We start from the raw sequence: 20,220 nt of genomic DNA, 5'->3' as shown, positions 1-20,220 counted from the left end.
ATACCAGCGACTTTTTTTGTTAAACATTTATTTAGCGGTTTTTGATTTATTTTTAGATAAGTTTTTATTAATTTCTTGGAGTTGTTGCAAAATCAATTCGTCTGTGGTTGGTTTTAGTTCTTGTGGTTCTTCTTTTGGTTTATTTTTCTCTCTTCTAATATTAACAATATTTTTAATAATAAAATAAAAACATAAAATAACAAATAATAAGGTTGTGACGATAATAAAGTTCAATACAGTTCCTAAAAACTTTCCAACAAGCATACCGTGTACAACTCAATTGTCAAGTTTTGTAACACCAAATGTTGATGCAATCGCTTGCATAATAATATCATTAGCAAGTGATGAAACAACAGCATTAAAAACTACCCCAGCTAAAAACCCAATTGCTAACAATAGCATATTACCCTTTTTAAGAAATGCAAATGCATCTTTAAAAGATTTTTTAATAATTTTTTCTTTCATTATTTCTCCTTTTTTTGCAATATTTCTTCTTGTTTATTTACCAAGGTTTTTAAATCTTTAACTTCTTTTAATGTCAACTTACGATAAGAACCTAATGGCATTTTTTCTACTGTAATTCCTGCAAATTCGACTCTTTTTAAATTAACAACAGTTTTATTAACCAGTTTAAAAAGTTCTTTAACATGGTGATATGTACCAACAGTTAAAATAACAAAATAAGTTTTAGGGCTATCTTTGCCTACCGGTACTACATCTTGAGAACTTTGAGTATTATTAATTATTAATGTTCCATTTAATGTTTTTAATTCTTGTTTAGATAATGATTCATTTAATCTGGCTCTATAAACTCTAAAAATTTTATATTTTGGATGCATTAATTTATTGGCTAATTCACCATCGTTAGTTAAAATTAATACTCCAGTAGTGTCATAGTCTAATCTACCGACTGGAAAAATTTTATAAGGAACATCAATTAAATCTGTAACAAGTGTTCTACCAAAATTATCCTTTAATGAACATATTGTTTTTGCAGGTTTGTTAATAACATAATATACCTTATTTTCTTCTGTGATAGGTTTATTGTCAAATAAAATAACATCATCAAAACTAGCTTTATCTCCTATTCTTGCAACTACTCCATTAACTTTAACTCTTTTTTGTAAAATTAATAATTCTGCTTCTCTTCGCGATGCAACACCAGCCATTGATAATATTTTTTGAATTCTTTGCTTTTGCATTACTTCTCCATATATTTTTGGTAGATTTCTTCTATTTCTTTTTCAAAAACCACTTTATTAATCTTAGTATTTCAATCATATGTACATCTAGTTACTTTCGCAAAACCAGCATCAAGATCATTGAATGCTAATTCTCTTACTTTTTGAATTCCATTAAATTTTCTTCCTTGACAAATTTTATCGGCAATAAATAAGATTTTATCAAGCTTATCCATATTTGTTCTCATACTAGTATGACATTTAATTGCTTGAATTATCTCTTTATTCTTTAGACCATAAATATATTCAGCTCATAATGCTCCACAATGTTGATGTAAAAAATAATCTGGGACATTATTTAAATCTGGTTGATATTTTTTAATAAAATCCCTAGAAAATTTCGGATCTCATTCTCTTGCAATATCATGAATTAGACCTGCAATATAAGCGTCCTTAGCAGGATAATTATGTTTTTTAGCCAAATCAGCAGCAAAACTAGCACATGAAACGCAATGCTTAGCTCTTAAAGCGCTCAATGATGCATGAATAATTTTTTCTAAATATAAACCTTTACCTTGAATATAATCAACAACTTTTGGGTCTAGCATTTGAAACATTCCATTCCGCGCCATTGTTGAAGAGTAATCTATAATCGGGTTATCCATTAATATTCCATGATATTTTTTTAAATTAGTTTTGCTAATATTCTTAGTTCTCTTTAAAACAACTAAATTACTTAATGAAAAAATTTGATCAACATCTTTTCATTTATGCAATTTCGGTAAATTATCAGAACCAATTATTAAAAACAACTCATCATTAGGGTATTTATTTTTTAAATATTTTATCGTATCAATTGTATAACTAACAGTATTTCTTTTTGCTTCAAATAAACACAATTCCATTTTTTGTTCTAAAACTAATTCAATCATATTAATCTTATCTTCAATGCTAATTCCCTTATTTTTAAAAGGAGATACGTAAGCCGGAATAATTAACAATTTATCTAAATTCAACGCTTTTATTGCATATTTAGCAAGCTTAATATGACCTTTATGAATCGGATCAAATGAACCACCATAAATTCCTATTCTCATTTTTCCTCCTTACTTTTTAAAAATTCCTGTTGTGATTTTTTTGCCAAATCTATTAACGCGATTTTGAATTACTTCATAATCTTTTAAAGTATAAACATTATTAGTTTTTGCTTTTGCTTTAATTGTAGAAATTATTCCATCAATTTTCGAATTATTTCTACAATTAGTTTCTTCAAACAATGAGATTTTGAAAAAATTATTGTAACTTTCAATTAAATTTGTAACTCTTAATCCGATTCCTAATAATTCAGTTTCATAAAAATATTCATAAAAAAGATTATAAGCAACTTTTTTAATAATTTCTTCATCATTAGTGTAATTTAAAATTTGTCTTTGTTTAGAAACTCATCCTTTATTTAGTTTTCTCACAACTAATGTTATAACTTTTCCCATTTTTGCATACATTTTAAGTCTATTAGATACTTTTTTAACTAATGAATTTAAACTTTGCAAAATAACTTCCTCACTTTGAGTAATGGTATTAAAAGTAGTTTCATTACCAATTCCTTTTATATCTGTACTTGAGTTATAAGCATCAAAATGATCTATGTTTAAAGCTTCTCGATACTTAAAACCTACGGTTCCAAAAATTTCTCTAAGACTATAATTATTAAAATCACAATTCGCTAAATCTTTAATTTTATAAATTCCTATTTGTCTTAATTTAGTAGCAATTTTCGATCCAATTCCATGAAATTTTTCAACATCAAGTTCTCAAAAATTATTTTGATAATTATTATGATTAGTTAAACGTATGCCAAAAGGCTTAGAAATATTAGTAGTCATTTTAGCAAAGAATTTTGTATACGATATTCCGATCGTAACTTCTATTTTAAATTTTTTTAAAATCTCACTCTGAATTTTTTTACCAAGCATTAATGCTTGCTCATCATTTTGAATTTGATTATGATAGAAAAACAAAAAACATTCATCAATAGAAGCTATTTCTATTTCTGAACAATAATTTTTTTCTAAATATCTAAATATTTCACTAGAAAGTGTGCTATATAAGTCAAATCTTGAATCACAAATTATTGTATTTGGTTCAATCTTTTTAATATTAATAACTTTCATTCCTGCATTGACGCCTTTTGCCCTTAATTCATAGCTCACTGATACTGCAATTGAGTGGATGGAATTTTTCGCTATTGCAACAGGTTTATTTTTTAATTCAGGTCGAATAGTTCTAATAGCATTCACAAAATAACTATCAAAATCAATGTGAAAAATATATCTATTTGATTTCATTTAATATTGTTTTTGAACTTAGTAATGCACAACTCATTCTACTAAGGTGTTTTTTAACATTAAAAAACACTCATAAATCATTAATTGCTTTTAATTCTTGATCACTTAATTCATTATTATTGTTTAAAAATTTTTCATAAAGACTTATTAATTCTTGTATTTCTTTTTTAGACTTTTGCTTAACTACGTTTAACAAAATGTCAGTTGAAGCTAAAAATACAGAGCATCCATGTCCATTAAACTTTGCCTGAACCAAAATATTATTTTCAAATTTAACTGAAAGTTCTAATTTATCAGAACATGTTTGACTATAAGTTGTAATAATATTATCTTCTTCGAAATCTAGAGTTTTATTTTCAGGAAACATATAATGCTTCATTATAATTTCTCGAGCTTCATTAGGATTAAAATGCATAAAAGTCACCGCCTTCTTTTAACTCTGCAACCAATTTATCTATATCTTGATAGTTATTATAAATACCTAATGAAATTCTTAAATAGGACTTTTCATCATAGATATTTCTTAAATATTGTGAACAAAAGATTCCGGCTAACGTATAAATATTTTTAGAGCCTAAATATGTAGCAACATCTTGCGGATGAACATTTTTAATGTTTAATAAACAAATATAATCACCTGGTTTTGAATAGACAATTACATTAGACAATTCAGCTAATTTTTTATGTAAATAAAATGATAAATCTTTCAAAATGTTTTGGGTCTTTTGATATCCAATTTCATTAAAAAAATCTAATGATTTATCAAACATATAAATACCAGCTAGATCAGGAGTTCCAGGTTCAAAATCCATAATTGTTTTTTTAGAAGTCCATTCTAAATCAATATTAACTTCATTAACGGTTCCACCTCCGTATTTTGCTGGTTTTAAATCTTTAAATAAATTATCTTTAATAACCAAAAATCCCAATCCAGTTGGGCCGTAAAATTTATTAGTACTAAATGCAATTACATCACAATTCTTTAGGCTAACTGGTTGATGAATTATTGCTTGCGCAGCATCGTTTAGTAAAAATGCACCTTTTTGTTTAACTATTTCATAAATTTTTTCTAAATCATATTTAATAGCATAATTATTTGTTTCTTGCCCTAAAGCAACAAGTCTTAGATTTTTAATTGAATTAATGTCATTTAATATATTATTCGAAACCTTTACAATAGCATTTTTTTCTTTTGCTATTTCAACTCAAGGAATTAAATTAGATGAATGATTATATGCACTAACTAAAATAACATCTCCTTTATTTAATAATCTTGCAAACATTTTTGAAAATAAATTAATTGATTCTGTTGTTCCGCTTGTGTACATTACTTCATTTAATTTTGCTCCGACTAGATTAGCAACTTTTTGTCTTACACTTGTTATTTTTTCATTCACTAAATAACCGATTGGTGTATCAATAGTACGGGAAGAAATAGAATTCTTAGAATAAAATTCAATAATTGCGTCAATAGCAACTTGTGGTTTTAAAACTAATGCAGCACTATCAAAATATACTAAATCATTTAAAATTGGAAATTGTTTTCTGATATCTTCCATTTACAAAACCTTTCTTAAAATTAAAATTAAATAACGATTATGATCTTTAATTTTTTTAAATTCATCCAAAAAATCGTAATAAAAGTCTCTTTTTTCATGGCTAAATATAATGTTATTAGTTTTATTTTTTAGAAATTTCAAACTCTCTTTGTTAACTCAATATTTTTTATGTTTAAAGACTTGATGGTAAAAATAAAAAAAATAAAAATTTTTAATCATTTTAAAGTATGTTGGTGTTAAACTAACCGATCTAAATTGTTCACAAAAATCTTCAATAAACTCATCTAGTGATTCAAATTCATTTATTTTTCTGCACAATATATATTCTTTATCAAGATGATTAATTATATTTAACTTTATAAAAGCATCATTAACATACGTAATTTGCTTTTGTATATGAGAAAAATATAATTTTGATATGACGCCCATTATTTAGTACTCATTTCCAAATGTAATAATGTTTTATAAAAATTTTGTAAAAGAGCATTAACAAATCTATATAACCTGTTATCAATTGTTTCTATTTCATCTAATTCAGGTGAACCAAAAAACATTTTAGTTATTTCTATCGCTTCATTTATAACAATTTTGGGCTCAACACTTCAAAATTCATTTGCTGCATTGATTAATATCGCTCTTATTAATGGACTAATTCTATCTCAGGTTCAATCTTTGTTAATTAATTTACCATAAATTTTTTTAATAAATTCATATCTTTGTTGTATTTCATTCAATCTACTTATTTGAAGACTTGTCAACTCAATATTATCAATAATAATTTGTTGATAATCAAAGTGTTCTTCTAGAAGTTCGGTTCGATAGATTTCGTTAATAATTTCAACTCTTTGAGTTCTCATTGATTTATGTTTTTTAATCGCTTCCATTTTACTCCTATTTATTTTTAATATTATATATTAAAAAAATATTTTCCTCAAAAATGTCAAAATTTAAACCTTATGTATAAAAATATTAAAAATCCATTGAGTAAAGCAGCATCCCATAATGACAATATTATTTTCATTTATTTTTTAGTTAATTTAACTAATTCATTTAATAAAAAATAAATGGAGCAATAAAAAAATTCACATTTAAAAACATTAAAATTACATTTATACTTGTATTTTCTGTGATTAGGTATATCTATGCAATTATTTTAGGACACAATCTAAACGCACATTTTAGGCCCACTTTTTAATTATAAATCATATATTTAATCAGATACTATTAATAAAAAATTTGAACTTAAAACATTTAATGAATCTAATGAATTTGCAACGACATTTAAATAATAACAAAACTATATAAAACAACTAAAAACAGGCTTAATACAAAAGAATTACCAACTCCAAATAAAGCTTTAGTCTTGCTTTTGTATTTAAACAATCTTTTTATAATATGTTAATAGCTTGCCATAAGTACTTAAGATGTTGTTTAACGACATTAATGAATCATAGTTTTTTTATTTAAAAAGCTAATTTTATTTTCAATTTAATTAATAGTAATATTTAAATATTAATAATTCTAAAACGCTAAAAACAATTTGTGTGAAAAAATAATAAAATGCTTAACAAGTATTTTAAAAGTAAAAATATTAAATCCGCTTAATAAAAATATTTTTAAATGCTAATATATGCAATATTTTGAAAATCAATAAATTTTATTACTTTTTTTGCAAAAAAAAAAAAAAAAAAGGAACTTGTCTATTTTCAAGCCAGTAGTCTAGTACTTGTAATAAGCATAAAAAAATAAAATTATTTTGAATATTTTAAATACTAAGTTTGAATATTTATATTGCTTATTTATAAGTTTTTTTTTTTTTTTTTTTTTTAAGTAACAAATCTTTATTATAAGGAGAATTTCTAAAAATTATGAAAAAGTATAAAAAAATATTTAGTGGTCTTGGTCTATTATCGATTACGACACTTATGGGTGCTAGTATTGTAGCATGTTCACCTAAAGAGGAAAAACCTAAACAAGGTCCTGAAACTCCAAAAACAGGACAAAAAGATCCTAAAGCTCCTCAATCAGGACAAAAAGATCCTAAAGCTCCTCAATCAGGACAAAAAGATCCTAAAGCTCCTCAATCAGGACAAAAAGATCCTAAAGCTCCTCAATCAGGACAAAAAGATCCTAAAGCTCCTCAATCAGGACAAAAAGATCCTAAAGCTCCTCAATCAGGACAAAAAGATCCTAAAGCTCCTCAATCAGGACAAAAAGATCCTAAAGCTCCTCAATCAGGACAAAAAGATCCTAAAGCTCCTCAATCAGGACAAAAAGATCCTAAAGCTCCTCAATCAGGACAAAAAGATCCTAAAGCTCCTCAATCAGGACAAAAAGATCCTAAAGCTCCTCAATCAGGACAAAAAGATCCTAAAGCTCCTCAATCAGGACAAAAAGATCCTAAAGCTCCTCAATCAGGACAAAAAGATCCTAAAGCTCCTCAATCAGGACAAAAAGATCCTAAAGCTCCTCAATCAGGACAAAAAGATCCTAAAGCTCCTCAATCAGGACAAAAAGATCCTAAAGCTCCTCAATCAGGACAAAAAGATCCTAAAGCTCCTCAATCAGGACAAAAAGATCCTAAAGCTCCTCAATCAGGACAAAAAGATCCTAAAGCTCCTCAATCAGGACAAAAAGATCCTAAAGCTCCTCAATCAGGACAAAAAAAATAATTTATTTTCAAAAACCGCACGATATCGTGCGGTTTTTGAAAATAAATTTTACGATTCAAACTTCTTATATTAATATTATTTATTAAATAATATAATCTAGATTAAATCCCGATAACTATTTTGTTTAATAATTAAAAACATCTTAATTTATAAATTTTATAAAAAATTAATACTATAATAAATTATTTATTTTAATATTAACTTGCTGTTTTCAACATCATATTTTAAATTCTTGTTAATTACTTCATCTTGATTTATTTTATATTCAAATTCATTCATATTTGAAAAAACTTTATTGGCTACATGCATTATTAAATCATAAACCATTATCATTGCTCTAACATCATTTTCACAATATTTTTTTAATTCTGGACATATTGTATTTTCTCAAACTGCCTTATTAGTAGCTCCTAGGTATCTGCTAATTGCTTCTTGCATAGCCATTTGGCCTTTTTGAATTTTTAATTCTGAATAAGGTGTAATTAAATTTCTTAATTTTAATTTATTTTCTGTAATAAATTTTTCAACTTTTTTAATAGATGAAAAGAATTTTAAATCTTTTGCATAAAACAAAGGTAGTTTACATATGCTCAAAACTTTTTCATTAGGTTTTTTAAAGATAAAATCATTATTCTTTATATTAAATTCATATATTTTTTCTATGTTATCCATCGATATTTTATGAGGAATAAAAACATCTAATAAATCTATTGTATTAGAATTGATTTTCATTATTTTACTTTCAAATATTTTTAAGGCATCTAGGACATCTTCTTTTTTATAATGTTCTAATAATCATTTATTAAATTCAGGATCTTTATTGTTAATTACATCATTTTTTACTAAATTAAGCATTTCTTTATTTCTGGTATTCTCATATGTTTTATTAAAGACTACATAATAATCTGCAGCATCTCCATAAATTGCATCAATAATTTCCACAAAGTCCTTTTTATTAAGATTATGCGGGTCGCAAACTATGTTAGTTGTTGATGTTTCAACACCATTTTTTGTATGTATTACAGATACCTGAAACACAGCTTGTATATAGCTTCCAATACCATCACATGGTGGGATAATATCAGAAAATCCTTCATAATCATATCAAGAGATTTTTGCATCTTTAATATGTAATTTAATAATTTTGTTTAATGCATCAACATTAAACAAATTAGGAATACTTTTAAATTCTTGAATTTTGTTTTTTAGATCTCCAATAAACTTAATAGCATTATTATTTGCAAAATTACCAGAAAATAATACATATTCATCATTATTTTTTAAAAACACTATTTCACGTAGTAACTGCAAAATTTCCTTTGCATCAGAAATAAATTCATCTGATATATTTATACATCCACTAAAAACATATGGATTACTTGGTGTCTTAATTCATGAACTCATTACTGAACTTATTTCTTTTTCATTATTTGAAGCAAAATATAAAATTGCTTTTAAGTTAGTTTTATCTAAAAAATGTTTATAAGCCAATTTAATAATATTTGTATATCATTTAAACTCTTGAAAAATATATTCTATTTTTGGTTTTTTTTCTTTTACATTCAATAATGAATAATATTTATTAAATATACTACCACTTTCAATACCACAATATAAATTTTGCCATCTTTGATTATTTAAATACATTAAATTATTAAGTTTTTTGTTGTTAGCATCATAAAAGCTATTTAAAATATCAAGTTTTTCAATAGTATACATATCATAATTTACTTCATATAAATTACTTTTAATTACTTTCTCTTTTGCCGATTGAATAAAGCTAAGATCACTATCAAAACCATTTAAAATACTAGGAAAATTGTAATTTTGATTATTTGATTTATCATCATATATATTTCTAAGCAAACCAGCTTTTTTAATAAATAAATCAATATCTAAAATATATGGTAAAAATTCTTTTTTTAAAGCATTTTTTTTCTTAGTGATTTTTTTTGTTAATAAAGCTGAATTGGTTACCATAAAGTTTAATTCCGCTTTTTTAACCCGTTTAAATATTACATCTCTTGGATCAATAATGATATTTCTAATATCTTTTAATTCAATATTATTTTCCTTTAAAAGTCAATAATTATAAAAAGCTAAAAAGTATTGATTCCTTTGAGATGTTGATGTATATGACAAGTTATAAAGAATAACATTTTTATTATTTACATATATTCCAAAAGAGTTAGAAATAAATTTAAAACTCAAATCTTCTAACTCTTCTGAATATCCAAAGACAGGGTTAAAAATAAATAAAGTTTCATTATTTTTAATAGCATTTATTAGAGTGTCATAAGTTTGTTTAATTTTTATATCTTGCTTAGTTGTATTAGATATAATAACAATATTTTCTTTTTTAAGATTTAGTTCATTAATTATAAAATCTTCTGCTTTTGTTTTATATAATGCATAATTCGTTGCTATAAATTTAATATATTCTTCCATCTTTTGATCATTACTATCAAAGAATAACTCATGCAAATTTCCGATTGAGTCTTGATTTATTCCATCTTCAAGTAAATCATATTTAATAGTTGATTTATTCTCATCTTCATCATCTTCATCAAAATTAGTTTCATCATTCACATCTACCGTTTTATATTTGTTTAGAATTGATCTCAAATCTTCTATAATGTTTTCTTTATTAAAAATTAAAGCCGGATTTAATGCAAAAACCCTTTTAAAAGTATTTCAATTTATAATAATTTCTTTATTTATTTTATTCATATTTCCTCACTTTTATATCAAAAGAACTATCTTAAAAATACTACTATTAATATGAACTGCTCTAAAATTTCTATATATAAAAGTACTTTTTATCTTATAAAAATTTAAGTAAGAAAGATCAAAAAATGTAAAAATATTCTCTATAAAATTATACAAACTATTCTTTGATTTCTTGACAATTTCATAAATATCAATAAATTAAAAGAAATTAGAAACTAATAATTTTCTAATTTCTTTTAATTATTTCATTAGTATCTAAGTTATAAATATCACTTGGTTTTCCTGAAGGTTTTCCAAAATTATAAATATTTTTAATATTAGGAAATACTTCATTAGCTTGATCAATTGAAATTGTTTTTTGGCCTGAAATATTAGCACTAGTCATATAAACTGGGCCAATTGAATCAATTAATTTAAGAAGCCCTTTTTGATTAGGCATTCTAAATCCTTGATTATTTATAATAATAGTCACTGCACCAGGCCAAACTTTTTTAGCTAACTCATCCGCTCTTTCATTTCATTCTTTAAAAGTTCTGGCTTGATCAATTGAACTTACTAGAATAATAATTTTCTTTTCTCTTGGGCGGTTTTTAATACTATATAATGCATCTAAAACTTCATTTGATACTATCCCACCAATTCCGACAATTGTATCCGTTGTTGTAATAAATAATTTATCATATTCATTCATAATAAATATTTTAATTCATTATTTTTAAAAGCTTTTATTTTTTTTATAATTTCTTTATGAGAAAAAAAGACTTAAAAATTTTATTTCTAGGAATGACGCCTTTTTATGTTACTTGTTCTATTTCGTGTAATGTTAAAAACGATGCTGAAACTAGCAAAATGAATACATTAGATAATAATATAGATATAACTGAAAATCAAAATAATAATAAAAACGAAAAAAATAATAACCCGCCAGAAATAAATGTAAATTCAAAAATTGTTTCTATATCAACTCATCAAGAAAATGGAAATCAACCATTATTTTTAATGGTATTTTTCGAAACAGATTTAACATTTTTAAACAAAAATCAAATAATATTAAAACTTAAAAATGATTCAAATGAATTTCATCCATTTAAAATAAATAAAAATCAATTAATATTCAAATTGGAAATGTTACAACCAAATATTGAATATGAAATATCAGAAATATCCAATGGTATTAAAAAATTTGACTTCTCAAATAATATTAATTTAAAATTTAAGACAAAGGAAAAAGAGACTAATCAAGGGCACATTATTCAAAATAATGAAATGATAAAACCTGAACAAAATAAACCTAATCCAAATAAAAAAGATAACTTTGGGCAAGTGCCACCATTTGTAATTCCTCCTAATTTTCCAGGATTTAAGATTCCCGATAGAACAAAAGAAAATTCATATCCAGAATATGTAAATAAGTTCAAAAAAGTTGATGAAAAAATAATTTACCAAGAAATTTATGATCGATCTTTTGCAGTTAAATTCGGTATCAATCAAGGAGTTACTTCTCAAAATCAAAATCCTTTTCGAGCATCAGAATTAGGTACTACTTGACTATTGGATTATCATAAATATAATGAAAATAAATATAAACTTTTCTTTGCTACTAATTTACATGTTATGTCTGATTTTTCTAATTCATTAACCGATGAGCAAAATAAAGCATTAAATTACGAAGATTTTAGAGACTTTAAAGTCGAATCCATTTCACTTGGAAAGTCCGACCTATACCAAACGGATTTTCCACAGCGTAAAAATAAATATAGCTATTCAAAGACTTCACATTTAAAGACAAAATACTATGCTTCTAGTGATGAATTTACTCAATTTGAAAAAACTGATATATCAGCGTTAAAAACAATCAAATCAAACGGTTTTATTTCAAAACCTAAATTAATATTTGCTGGTTATGATTTTATTGATCGTCAATATATGAATTGATATCAACAAGATTTAAAGCAAAAAGTAAAAGATAAAATAAAATATATTGAATCAAAAAATGAAGATTTAAGTGAAGATCAAGAATATCAAACTCTAAAAAAGGTTGATGATAATTATTTCATCCCTGCATATGTTGATTTTGGTGTTTTTGAAATTGATGTTGATTTATCGCAAATGGATGAAACACTTAAAAAATGAATCACAAAGTCAATTGAAGCAGTGGATAAATACATCGATAGACTAAATAAAACTGAAATCTTGCCAAATCAAGATAAATCAATTTCTAAAACAATGCAAACAATAGATTATGTAACTGCTGCATTTGAAAAAGATGATTCTAAGCTAAACTTAAAAAATGCAAAAGATTTATATATAGGAGGATATCCTTCAATAAATGAATCTGGTTTTGCAGTATGGGTCAGAAATAATCCAACTGAACGTAATTCATCAACTTTAAACACATATTATAGAATTGGAAATAAACATAATGATAAAACATTCGCTTATCCTGCATATACATATGATGAGAGGGCAACAAATGGAAATTTACAACCATATACAACTGTTTTCGGCAGAACATTAGCTGATTTTTATGGATTTAATTTAGCAGTTAATTTTTCATCATTAAAATATGGCGCTTCTGGTTCTATGGTTTATAATGAATTTGGCCAATTAGTAGGTATTTATAATCAAGTTTCAAGTAATGTTGAAGATGATGATTTACTAAGAGATGCTAAATTTACATCATTTTTATTAGCAAAGGACTATGGTTCAGGTGAAAAAGTTATTAAAGCATATAACTTAATTGATGGAACAGATAAATCAAAATATCCTGCTCAAACTAAATCATATAGACAAAATCTTATAACACTATATCCAAATGGATTCGAAAATTCTGGAAATAATAATTTTAAAACTGCTCTATTTCCAGAAGGATTTAAAAAATAAAGTTTGATCATTAAACATAGACAAATTTATGTTTTGGCTATGTTTAATTTATAAATAAAGGAAGTATATATGCAAGAAAAAATAGGATTTTGAAAATTATTTTTCTTTATTTTAAAGATTTCATTCATCGGCTTTGGTGGCGGAAATGCCTTAATGCCAGTCATAAAAAAGGAAATTGTAGAAAATAAAAAACTCTTAGATGTTAAAGAATTCGATCAAATTGTTATTGTCACAAATATGCTACCAGGTGCTTCTGTTATTCAATGTATTTCATATATTTCAATTAAATTACTTGGAAAAGTTAAAGGAATAATTATTACTTTATTCGCTTTATTGCCTCATATTATGTTTAGTTTTGGATTATTGCTTTTATTTTCAAAAATACCTGAACAATATGTACAAATATTCGCAATTGGTGTTTTAGTATCAATAATCACCTTTTTAATTGATTTTGGAATTAATTATCTAAAACAATCTCGTCAAAATATAAAACTACCATTCATTGTTTTAATATTTTTATTTTCATTTAGTTTTTGCTTTTTTGTTCCAGCTCCTTTTAATGTGCCTATTTTAGCAATTATTTTTGTATTAGTAATATACTTTATTATTTATTGAATAAAAAATAAAGGAGGTAAATAATGATAGCTTTATTCGTTTCTCTTCCTTTATTAATTGTAATATCTTTATCAGTTTTCGGGGGCGGCCAAGTATTTATTCCTGTTTTCTTATGACTGTGAAACTTTTTAGCAAAAACATTTAACCTTGATATAAGTGAAGTGCAAATTAATAATGTTTTTGCTGTTTCTAACTCGACACCAGGTGTTGTTTCAACAAAATTTAGTTTTGTAACCGGCTATTTGGTTGCTAATGGACAATGATGGGGTTTCTTAGCTGTATTTTTAACATATTTAGTTTTTTGTCTTCCTGCTATTTTTATTATGCTAATCGCAATGAAATATTTAAATAAATTCAAATCAAATTCATATATAAAAAATATGATTATAATTATGAAACCTGTTGTAGCAGGTATTATGATTTCATTAGCTTTACAATTACTTATTAATATCTTTTCACCAGAAATTTACTTTAATAAAGTAAATAAAGAACATTACATAGGTCTTAATAATTCATCAAAAAACTATTTTATTGGTTATAAAAATATTTTATTAAAGTTATATATACCAATTAGCATTATTCTTTCATTATATTTAGTTAAGAAAAAAGTTTCATTATTTTTAATTATTTTAATTAATGTTTCAATCTCATTCATCTTATTCGCAATACCTTATGCATAGAAAATAAATTATTTTATTATATAATTAAAATATGGAATTATCTCAAATTATCCAAATACTATTAATTATAATATGATCTATGATCTTTATCTCATTTATAATTGTTGAAATACAAACAACTGGCATTTGAGCAGCATTAACATCAGTCTCAACAATTCCATCATTAATTATTTCAATAGTTGCTCCTAATATAGTTTTGTACATTGTATTACAATTCATAATTTTTATTGTTTTATGATTTACTTTATACTTTTCGGTCTACAAGCTACTAAAAAACAAGTTAGTAAACAAAAAATATGCTAAAACGGATTTTAATGGTTTAGATTATGATGCTGAATATGTATTAACTAAAGATACTTATGAGGAATTAAACAATAATGGAGAATATGGAGAAATAATTATAGGCGATAAAAAATATCGGACATTAAGTAAAGTGGGAGAAGGAATTATAAATAAGGGTGAAAAAATAAAAATTTTAGAAGTAAAAGGGAATGTCTTACTTGTTAAGAAAGGAAATAAATGTCAATAGCAACAATTATTATTATAGTTTTAGTTTTTACAATATTATTAATCTCAACTATTATTGCATTGATTAAATCGATTAAAGTTATACCTCAATCAGAATTTGCGGTTGTAGAAAGATTAGGAAAATATCATAAAACACTAAAAAATGGAATTAATTTTATCGTACCATTTATAGATAAAATTATTAAAAAAGAAAACTTTAAGGAAAAGGTTTTAGACTTTCCTGAACAAGACGTAATCACAAAAGACAATGCTGGTATTCGGGTTGATACAGTTGTATATCTTGCAATTACTGATCCAAAACTATTTGTTTATGGAGCAGAGAATTCAATGAAAGCAATTGAAAACTTATCAGCAACCACATTAAGAAACTTACTTGGAGAACTTGAACTTGATGAAACATTAACTTCAAGAGATACCATTAATTCTAAATTAACTTTAATTTTGGATCAAGCATCAGATGCATGAGGAATTAAAGTTTATAGAGTCGAGATAAAAAACATTCTTCCACCACTCGACATCCAAAACGCAATGGAAAAACAAATGCGTGCAGAAAGAGAAAAAAGAGCAAATATTCTTGATGCCGAAGGGAAAAAAGCAGCTTCAATTTTAATTGCTGAAGGTCAAAAATCAGCTGAAATACTTAAAGCTGAGGCCGCAAAGCAAGCTGAAATACTTAAAGCTGAAGCATTTAAACAAGCTGAAATACTTAAAGCTGAGGGTCAAAGAAAGGCCATCGATTTGATTAATGAAGCAAACTTATCTCAAAGCATATTAACTTTAAAATCAATTGAACAACTTGAAAAATTAGCTAATGGTAATGCAACAAAAATAATCATTCCTCCTAATTTATCATCAATTGCTTCAACAATGTCCGTTGTAAGTGAAGTTTTGGATACTAAAAATGATCAAAAAAGCACTAAATAAAGTGCTTTTTTTGATATAAATTTAAATATTTATTTCATATGAGTTGCATTACATATTTCAATTTCATTAAAGTCAACTTCTTTAATAAGATTGAACTTAAAAATTTTCTTTTCTAGATAATAATTTATTCACGGAACTAAAATAAAATAGAATAACATTACTAAATAAATGACTAAAGGAGTTCACGAAGAAATTAATTTTGAGCCCTCTCCACCTCAAAAAACTCCCCAACCAAATGGATTCTCCTTTATTGTTGATATCGCTTCAAATTGTAAATATAAATATGCTCCTTCCATTAATATAATTCCAAATATTGCGATAATACTAAAAACATAAAACAAAGCATTATTTATCTTCTTGGTTTCACTTATCTTGTTTCTATTTAATAAATATGAAAAAATTAATGTTCCATAAACAATAAAAAAGAATACTGTAGGAAAATTAGAAATTGCATCAATTATTACATCTGTGTTTAATAATATGCTTGGTAAGATAATGGTTAATAAATAAAATATTTTAATGATACTTAAATAAATAATAAATACAACCTCTTCTTTAAATTTATGCAATAGTCTCTTGCTTCCAAAAAGAAGTTTGTTCTTAACTAGCATTTGCAATTCATTTATAAATGCAGATGTTAATCCATTTATGACACCTAATGCAGATAAAAAGATAAAAAACATAATAATTGCTGATATCTTATTTGAATATTCTTTTGGAAACACATCAGATATTAGATTATGTACAACACCTTGTGAATGCAAAATTGATGAAATAGATATTAATGAATATAAAATAACTATAATAATCATCCCAAGTAAAATTGCTCTTGGTAAAGTTTTAGTAGGATTTTTTGTTTTATTAGTTATTGAACCCGAAATTAAAAAAGCATCATAAGAAAATAAGATTGCTGGTAATGCTACAATTATTCCTTTAACAGTAAATGCATTTTTCAAAAATCCATTACCTGCATTTTCTACATAGTGAGTATTTGGAAATATTATTCCAATAATTAATGCAAAAATTAATGGAATAAATTTAATAATTGAAATTATAAATTGGAATTTGCTTGATATTTTTACAGACACAAAATTAAGTCCAATAAAAAATGATGTAAGAACAAAACCGACTATAACATGCATTCAAATCTTAATTGAGTTATATTCAACCACATTTACTAAAACAAAAAAGTAAAATAAGGCTTCTGATGCAAAAATCCCAATTATAGCGTTTAAAATACCTCAATAAAATATAGTATAAGAAATTGAAGTATGATAAGCTAAATGTTTGTTTTTAGTTACTTTAAAAACTCAATTACTTAAACCCGAAAGCCTTCCATCTTTAAATGAGCCTATTTCAGCAAAACTAATTGCTGCACTAATAGAAATAATTCCACCTAAAATTCATGCTATAAGTCATGATAGCCCATCGCCTGAAACAGCATTTGATATTGAGGCATTTTTGAAAAATATCCCAATACCAACGACAGATCCAATAATCATTGCCATCGATAAAAATAGTCCTATTTTTCTTTCTTTATTCATTGTTTTTCTCTTTTCCTTTCATTAAATATGTATTATTATTACATATTTTTTAAAAAATAAAAAAATCATTTACATCAAAAATAATGTAAATGTAATCTATAATGATGTTTATAAAAGTTATAAACCATATATATTCTCTATATAAACCAAAGTTCGGTAATTTGATATTTCATCGCTTTCTTCTAATTTATTATCTAAGTAAAATTTTTTACTTATTTGAAGTCTTCCTGAAACAGATTTGTACTCTTTTCCTCAATTTCTATGATCTTGTATAAATCCATTTTCAAAAGAAATCTCCTCAAGTGCAAAAATATCAAAACCTGTTATTTTTACTTTATCATAGTGATTAATTTTTTTAGATAAATAATCAATTCCATCAATTTCATATTTAATTTTTACTAAAATAAAGTAAAAATCTTTTCCATATGAAAAGTGATTATTATAATCTTTATATAATTGTTTTATTGCAGCAATTGCATTGTTATTGCTATTTTTATTTTCTGTTTTTATATTTATCAATAAATCAAATTTCTCTGACGCAATCAAAAAATCATAACTACTACTTTGCGTTGAAGTGTTATTTCTATAAATTTGAAACATATCATTATATTTGATAACATTTTTCATCTTTTGATATATAAATTCTTCTAGTATATAACCTATAGCAGTTGATGATCTTATACAACTATTACTTGATTTTAAAACATTTAAATCTTCGGCCTTAATTTCTATTTTGTTATCATAAACCTTGAATATATTTTTAAGCTCTGATTCCAAAAAATTTTTAATATTATTTAAATCTTTTCAATTAATCATTATAAAATACCTCAATTATTATCTTAGCTATTTCACTTGACAATTTTGGAGGGACTGCATTTCCTATTTGTTTTAAAATATTTGACTTTGTAGATGTAAAAATAAAATCATCAGGGAAAGATTGCAATCTAGCTAATTCACGCGGTGTCATAACTCTATTTAATTTCGGATGTACATGGACACCGCCGTGATTTTCTTTAACTGTAGTAGAAGGTTTATCATAATATTGTCGTCTGAACGCATCAGAATAACCTTTCATTACGCTTTTTCCTTCAGGTGTATTTTTAATTTTTTCAACCATTTCTGGGGTATGTTTAGAAAAAATATGATTAAATTCTTTTGATTCAGGTATTGATTCAAGATCATAAATAGCATCATATACAGTTTTAATTGGCAATCGTGTTTCCATTAATCTTTTAATAACCGCATCTACTTTATCCTTATTAGTTAATGATGAACCAATAAATATAACTCTTTCTCTTTTTTGAGGAACACCAAAATTAGAAGCATCAATTAATATATATTTTGAATAATATCCTTTTTCAAGTAACATATTAATAATTTTATTAATTACTAATTCATTATCATTTTCTTTAAATGACAAAATACCTTTTACATTTTCTAAAACGAATAATCTTGGATTAACTCTTTCAATGACTTCAATAGTATATTTATAAAGTTGATTTCTATGATCATCTGGATTTCTTTTTCCAGCCATCGAATATCCTTGACAAGGAAAACCACCAATTACTAAATCAATAGTATTTTTAAATCTCTCTTCAATTGACTTAATAACTTTTGGATCAGTTATATCTTTAATTTTTTCATTTTTATTGAAATTTAAATTATATGTATCAAGCGCTGGTTGTCAATGCTCAACACTTTCAACAATATCAAATCCGTTTTGAAAAAAACCATATGATAAACCACCACAACCGCTAAATAAATCTATTGTTTTTTTAGACATTTTTCTCCTTTTTACATTATTATTAAATTATATCTAAGTTTCATTTAAGAGTTATAGTTTTCTCTAAAATTGATTGTTAAAATAAACAAGGAAAAAATATTTGGACCCCTTAAAAGAGTCTGAATATTTCTTTGCTCCTTTTATTTAATTATGTCATTTTCTGCATCTATCTTTAAAAATTAAATATCAATTTAATTACTTAATATATTTTTCATCCATAACACCAATATATGGCAGATTTCTTAATTTTTCATCATAATCTAAGCCAAAACCGATTAAGAATTTGTCTTCTACTTCAAACCCAGAATAATCTGCTTTTAAATCATTTTTTCTATGATATGGTTTATCCATTAAAGTAAGAATTCTAAGTGATTTAGGCTTTCTGCTAAGTAAAATATTTTTTATCTTCTCAAGAGTAATTCCACTATCAATAATATCCTCAACAATTAAAACATCTTTACCTTGAACATCTTGTGCAAGATCCATAATTATTTTAACACTCCCAGAAGTAGCATGTGATCCAGCATAACTACTTGCGATAATAAAGTCTAATGAATGATCAACTTCAACTGTTTTTATTAATTGTGCTAAAAATGGAATTGATCCTTTTAATAAAGCAACTAATACCAAATCATCAGCATATTTATATGTTTCATTTACTCATTTTGAGCATTCTAAAATTTTCTCTTCCAAAAATTCTTGAGTATAAAGTATTTCCTTTACCATTTTATGTTTTTGCATTTTTCCTCCTTAATCTTAATAAAAAACCGCATTTA

The 20,220-nt window shown here is 24.9% G+C and carries 19 protein-coding genes; 6 read left to right on the top strand and 13 right to left on the bottom strand.

The window, feature by feature from the left end:
• Positions 1–27 precede the first annotated feature (27 nt).
• From EXC48_RS01135 to EXC48_RS01105, 7 genes are all read right to left on the bottom strand, one after another.
• A complete protein-coding gene (locus EXC48_RS01135; protein ID WP_015287029.1) occupies positions 28–465 on the bottom strand; it encodes a large conductance mechanosensitive channel protein MscL in 438 nt (145 codons plus the stop codon).
• Positions 465–1,202 (bottom strand): pseudouridine synthase, encoded by a 738-nt coding sequence (locus EXC48_RS01130; RefSeq protein WP_129720473.1) that lies wholly within the window; start codon positions 1,200–1,202, stop codon positions 465–467. Before EXC48_RS01130 ends, EXC48_RS01135 begins: the two co-directional genes overlap by 1 nt.
• Positions 1,202–2,278, bottom strand: coding sequence for a nicotinate-nucleotide adenylyltransferase (locus EXC48_RS01125; RefSeq protein WP_129720472.1), 1,077 nt, complete (start codon positions 2,276–2,278; stop codon positions 1,202–1,204). Before EXC48_RS01125 ends, EXC48_RS01130 begins: the two co-directional genes overlap by 1 nt.
• A 9-nt stretch (positions 2,279–2,287) precedes the next feature.
• A complete protein-coding gene (locus EXC48_RS01120; RefSeq protein ID WP_129720471.1) occupies positions 2,288–3,526 on the bottom strand; it encodes a Y-family DNA polymerase in 1,239 nt (412 codons plus the stop codon).
• Positions 3,513–3,941 carry an iron-sulfur cluster assembly scaffold protein gene (locus EXC48_RS01115; RefSeq protein ID WP_129720470.1) on the bottom strand — a complete coding sequence of 143 codons (429 nt, stop codon included), beginning with the start codon at positions 3,939–3,941 and terminating at the stop codon, positions 3,513–3,515. Before EXC48_RS01115 ends, EXC48_RS01120 begins: the two co-directional genes overlap by 14 nt.
• Complete coding sequence (locus EXC48_RS01110; RefSeq protein WP_015287024.1) at positions 3,931–5,085, bottom strand: aminotransferase class V-fold PLP-dependent enzyme; 1,155 nt, start codon at positions 5,083–5,085, stop codon at positions 3,931–3,933. The genes EXC48_RS01115 and EXC48_RS01110 overlap by 11 nt, the downstream gene beginning before the upstream one ends.
• Positions 5,086–5,513: 428 nt before the next feature.
• A complete protein-coding gene (locus EXC48_RS01105) occupies positions 5,514–5,969 on the bottom strand; it encodes a transcription antitermination factor NusB (protein WP_015287022.1) in 456 nt (151 codons plus the stop codon).
• 984 nt (positions 5,970–6,953) lie between these two features.
• Between EXC48_RS01105 and EXC48_RS01100 the strand changes: the two genes are divergently transcribed.
• Entirely contained in the window at positions 6,954–7,757 is an 804-nt protein-coding gene (locus EXC48_RS01100) for a hypothetical protein (protein ID WP_129720469.1), read from the top strand.
• A gap of 186 nt (positions 7,758–7,943) precedes the next feature.
• Here the strand turns inward: EXC48_RS01100 and EXC48_RS01095 are convergent, their stop codons facing one another.
• Together EXC48_RS01095 and EXC48_RS01090 are read right to left on the bottom strand one after the other, a co-directional pair.
• Positions 7,944–10,487, bottom strand: coding sequence for a UU173 family protein (locus EXC48_RS01095; protein WP_129720468.1), 2,544 nt, complete (start codon positions 10,485–10,487; stop codon positions 7,944–7,946).
• A 226-nt stretch (positions 10,488–10,713) separates the two neighbouring features.
• Entirely contained in the window at positions 10,714–11,178 is a 465-nt protein-coding gene (locus EXC48_RS01090) for a Sua5/YciO/YrdC/YwlC family protein (protein WP_015287018.1), read from the bottom strand.
• A gap of 56 nt (positions 11,179–11,234) precedes the next feature.
• Here EXC48_RS01090 and EXC48_RS01085 point away from each other — a divergent pair, with 56 nt between their 5' ends.
• The 5 genes from EXC48_RS01085 to EXC48_RS01065 all read left to right on the top strand — a co-directional run bounded on the left by EXC48_RS01085 (position 11,235) and on the right by EXC48_RS01065 (position 16,117).
• On the top strand, positions 11,235–13,370 hold the full coding sequence (locus tag EXC48_RS01085; RefSeq protein ID WP_129720467.1) for an MIP family Ig-specific serine endopeptidase: 2,136 nt from the start codon (positions 11,235–11,237) through the stop codon (positions 13,368–13,370).
• A gap of 69 nt (positions 13,371–13,439) precedes the next feature.
• Entirely contained in the window at positions 13,440–14,009 is a 570-nt protein-coding gene (locus tag EXC48_RS01080; protein WP_129720466.1) for a chromate transporter, read from the top strand.
• Complete coding sequence (locus EXC48_RS01075) at positions 14,009–14,665, top strand: chromate transporter (protein ID WP_015287013.1); 657 nt, start codon at positions 14,009–14,011, stop codon at positions 14,663–14,665. The genes EXC48_RS01080 and EXC48_RS01075 overlap by 1 nt, the downstream gene beginning before the upstream one ends.
• A gap of 79 nt (positions 14,666–14,744) precedes the next feature.
• Positions 14,745–15,194 carry an NfeD family protein gene (locus EXC48_RS01070; RefSeq protein ID WP_223216298.1) on the top strand — a complete coding sequence of 150 codons (450 nt, stop codon included), beginning with the start codon at positions 14,745–14,747 and terminating at the stop codon, positions 15,192–15,194.
• Positions 15,185–16,117, top strand: a complete 933-nt coding sequence (locus EXC48_RS01065) for an SPFH domain-containing protein (RefSeq protein ID WP_129720464.1) — start codon at positions 15,185–15,187, stop codon at positions 16,115–16,117. Before EXC48_RS01070 ends, EXC48_RS01065 begins: the two co-directional genes overlap by 10 nt.
• A 29-nt stretch (positions 16,118–16,146) precedes the next feature.
• Here the strand turns inward: EXC48_RS01065 and EXC48_RS01060 are convergent, their stop codons facing one another.
• The 4 genes from EXC48_RS01060 to hpt form a co-directional block, all read right to left on the bottom strand.
• Positions 16,147–17,661, bottom strand: a complete 1,515-nt coding sequence (locus EXC48_RS01060) for an APC family permease (protein WP_129720463.1) — start codon at positions 17,659–17,661, stop codon at positions 16,147–16,149.
• Positions 17,662–17,778: 117 nt separating this feature from the next.
• Positions 17,779–18,477 (bottom strand): UpaP162 family type II restriction enzyme, encoded by a 699-nt coding sequence (locus EXC48_RS01055; protein ID WP_129720462.1) that lies wholly within the window; start codon positions 18,475–18,477, stop codon positions 17,779–17,781.
• The gene (locus tag EXC48_RS01050) at positions 18,470–19,444 is read right to left on the bottom strand and encodes a DNA cytosine methyltransferase (protein WP_129720461.1); all 975 of its coding nucleotides are present in this window, start codon (positions 19,442–19,444) and stop codon (positions 18,470–18,472) included. The genes EXC48_RS01055 and EXC48_RS01050 overlap by 8 nt, the downstream gene beginning before the upstream one ends.
• 195 nt (positions 19,445–19,639) lie before the next feature.
• Positions 19,640–20,185, bottom strand: coding sequence for a hypoxanthine phosphoribosyltransferase (gene hpt, locus EXC48_RS01045; protein WP_129720460.1), 546 nt, complete (start codon positions 20,183–20,185; stop codon positions 19,640–19,642).
• Positions 20,186–20,220 lie beyond the last annotated feature (35 nt).

This window comes from Mycoplasmopsis cynos (genome assembly GCF_900660545.1).
Taxonomy (GTDB): domain Bacteria; phylum Bacillota_I; class Bacilli_A; order Mycoplasmatales; family Metamycoplasmataceae; genus Mycoplasmopsis; species Mycoplasmopsis cynos.
The sequence above is the reverse complement of the archived record's forward strand: the minus strand, read 5'-3'. Positions and strand labels throughout refer to the sequence as shown.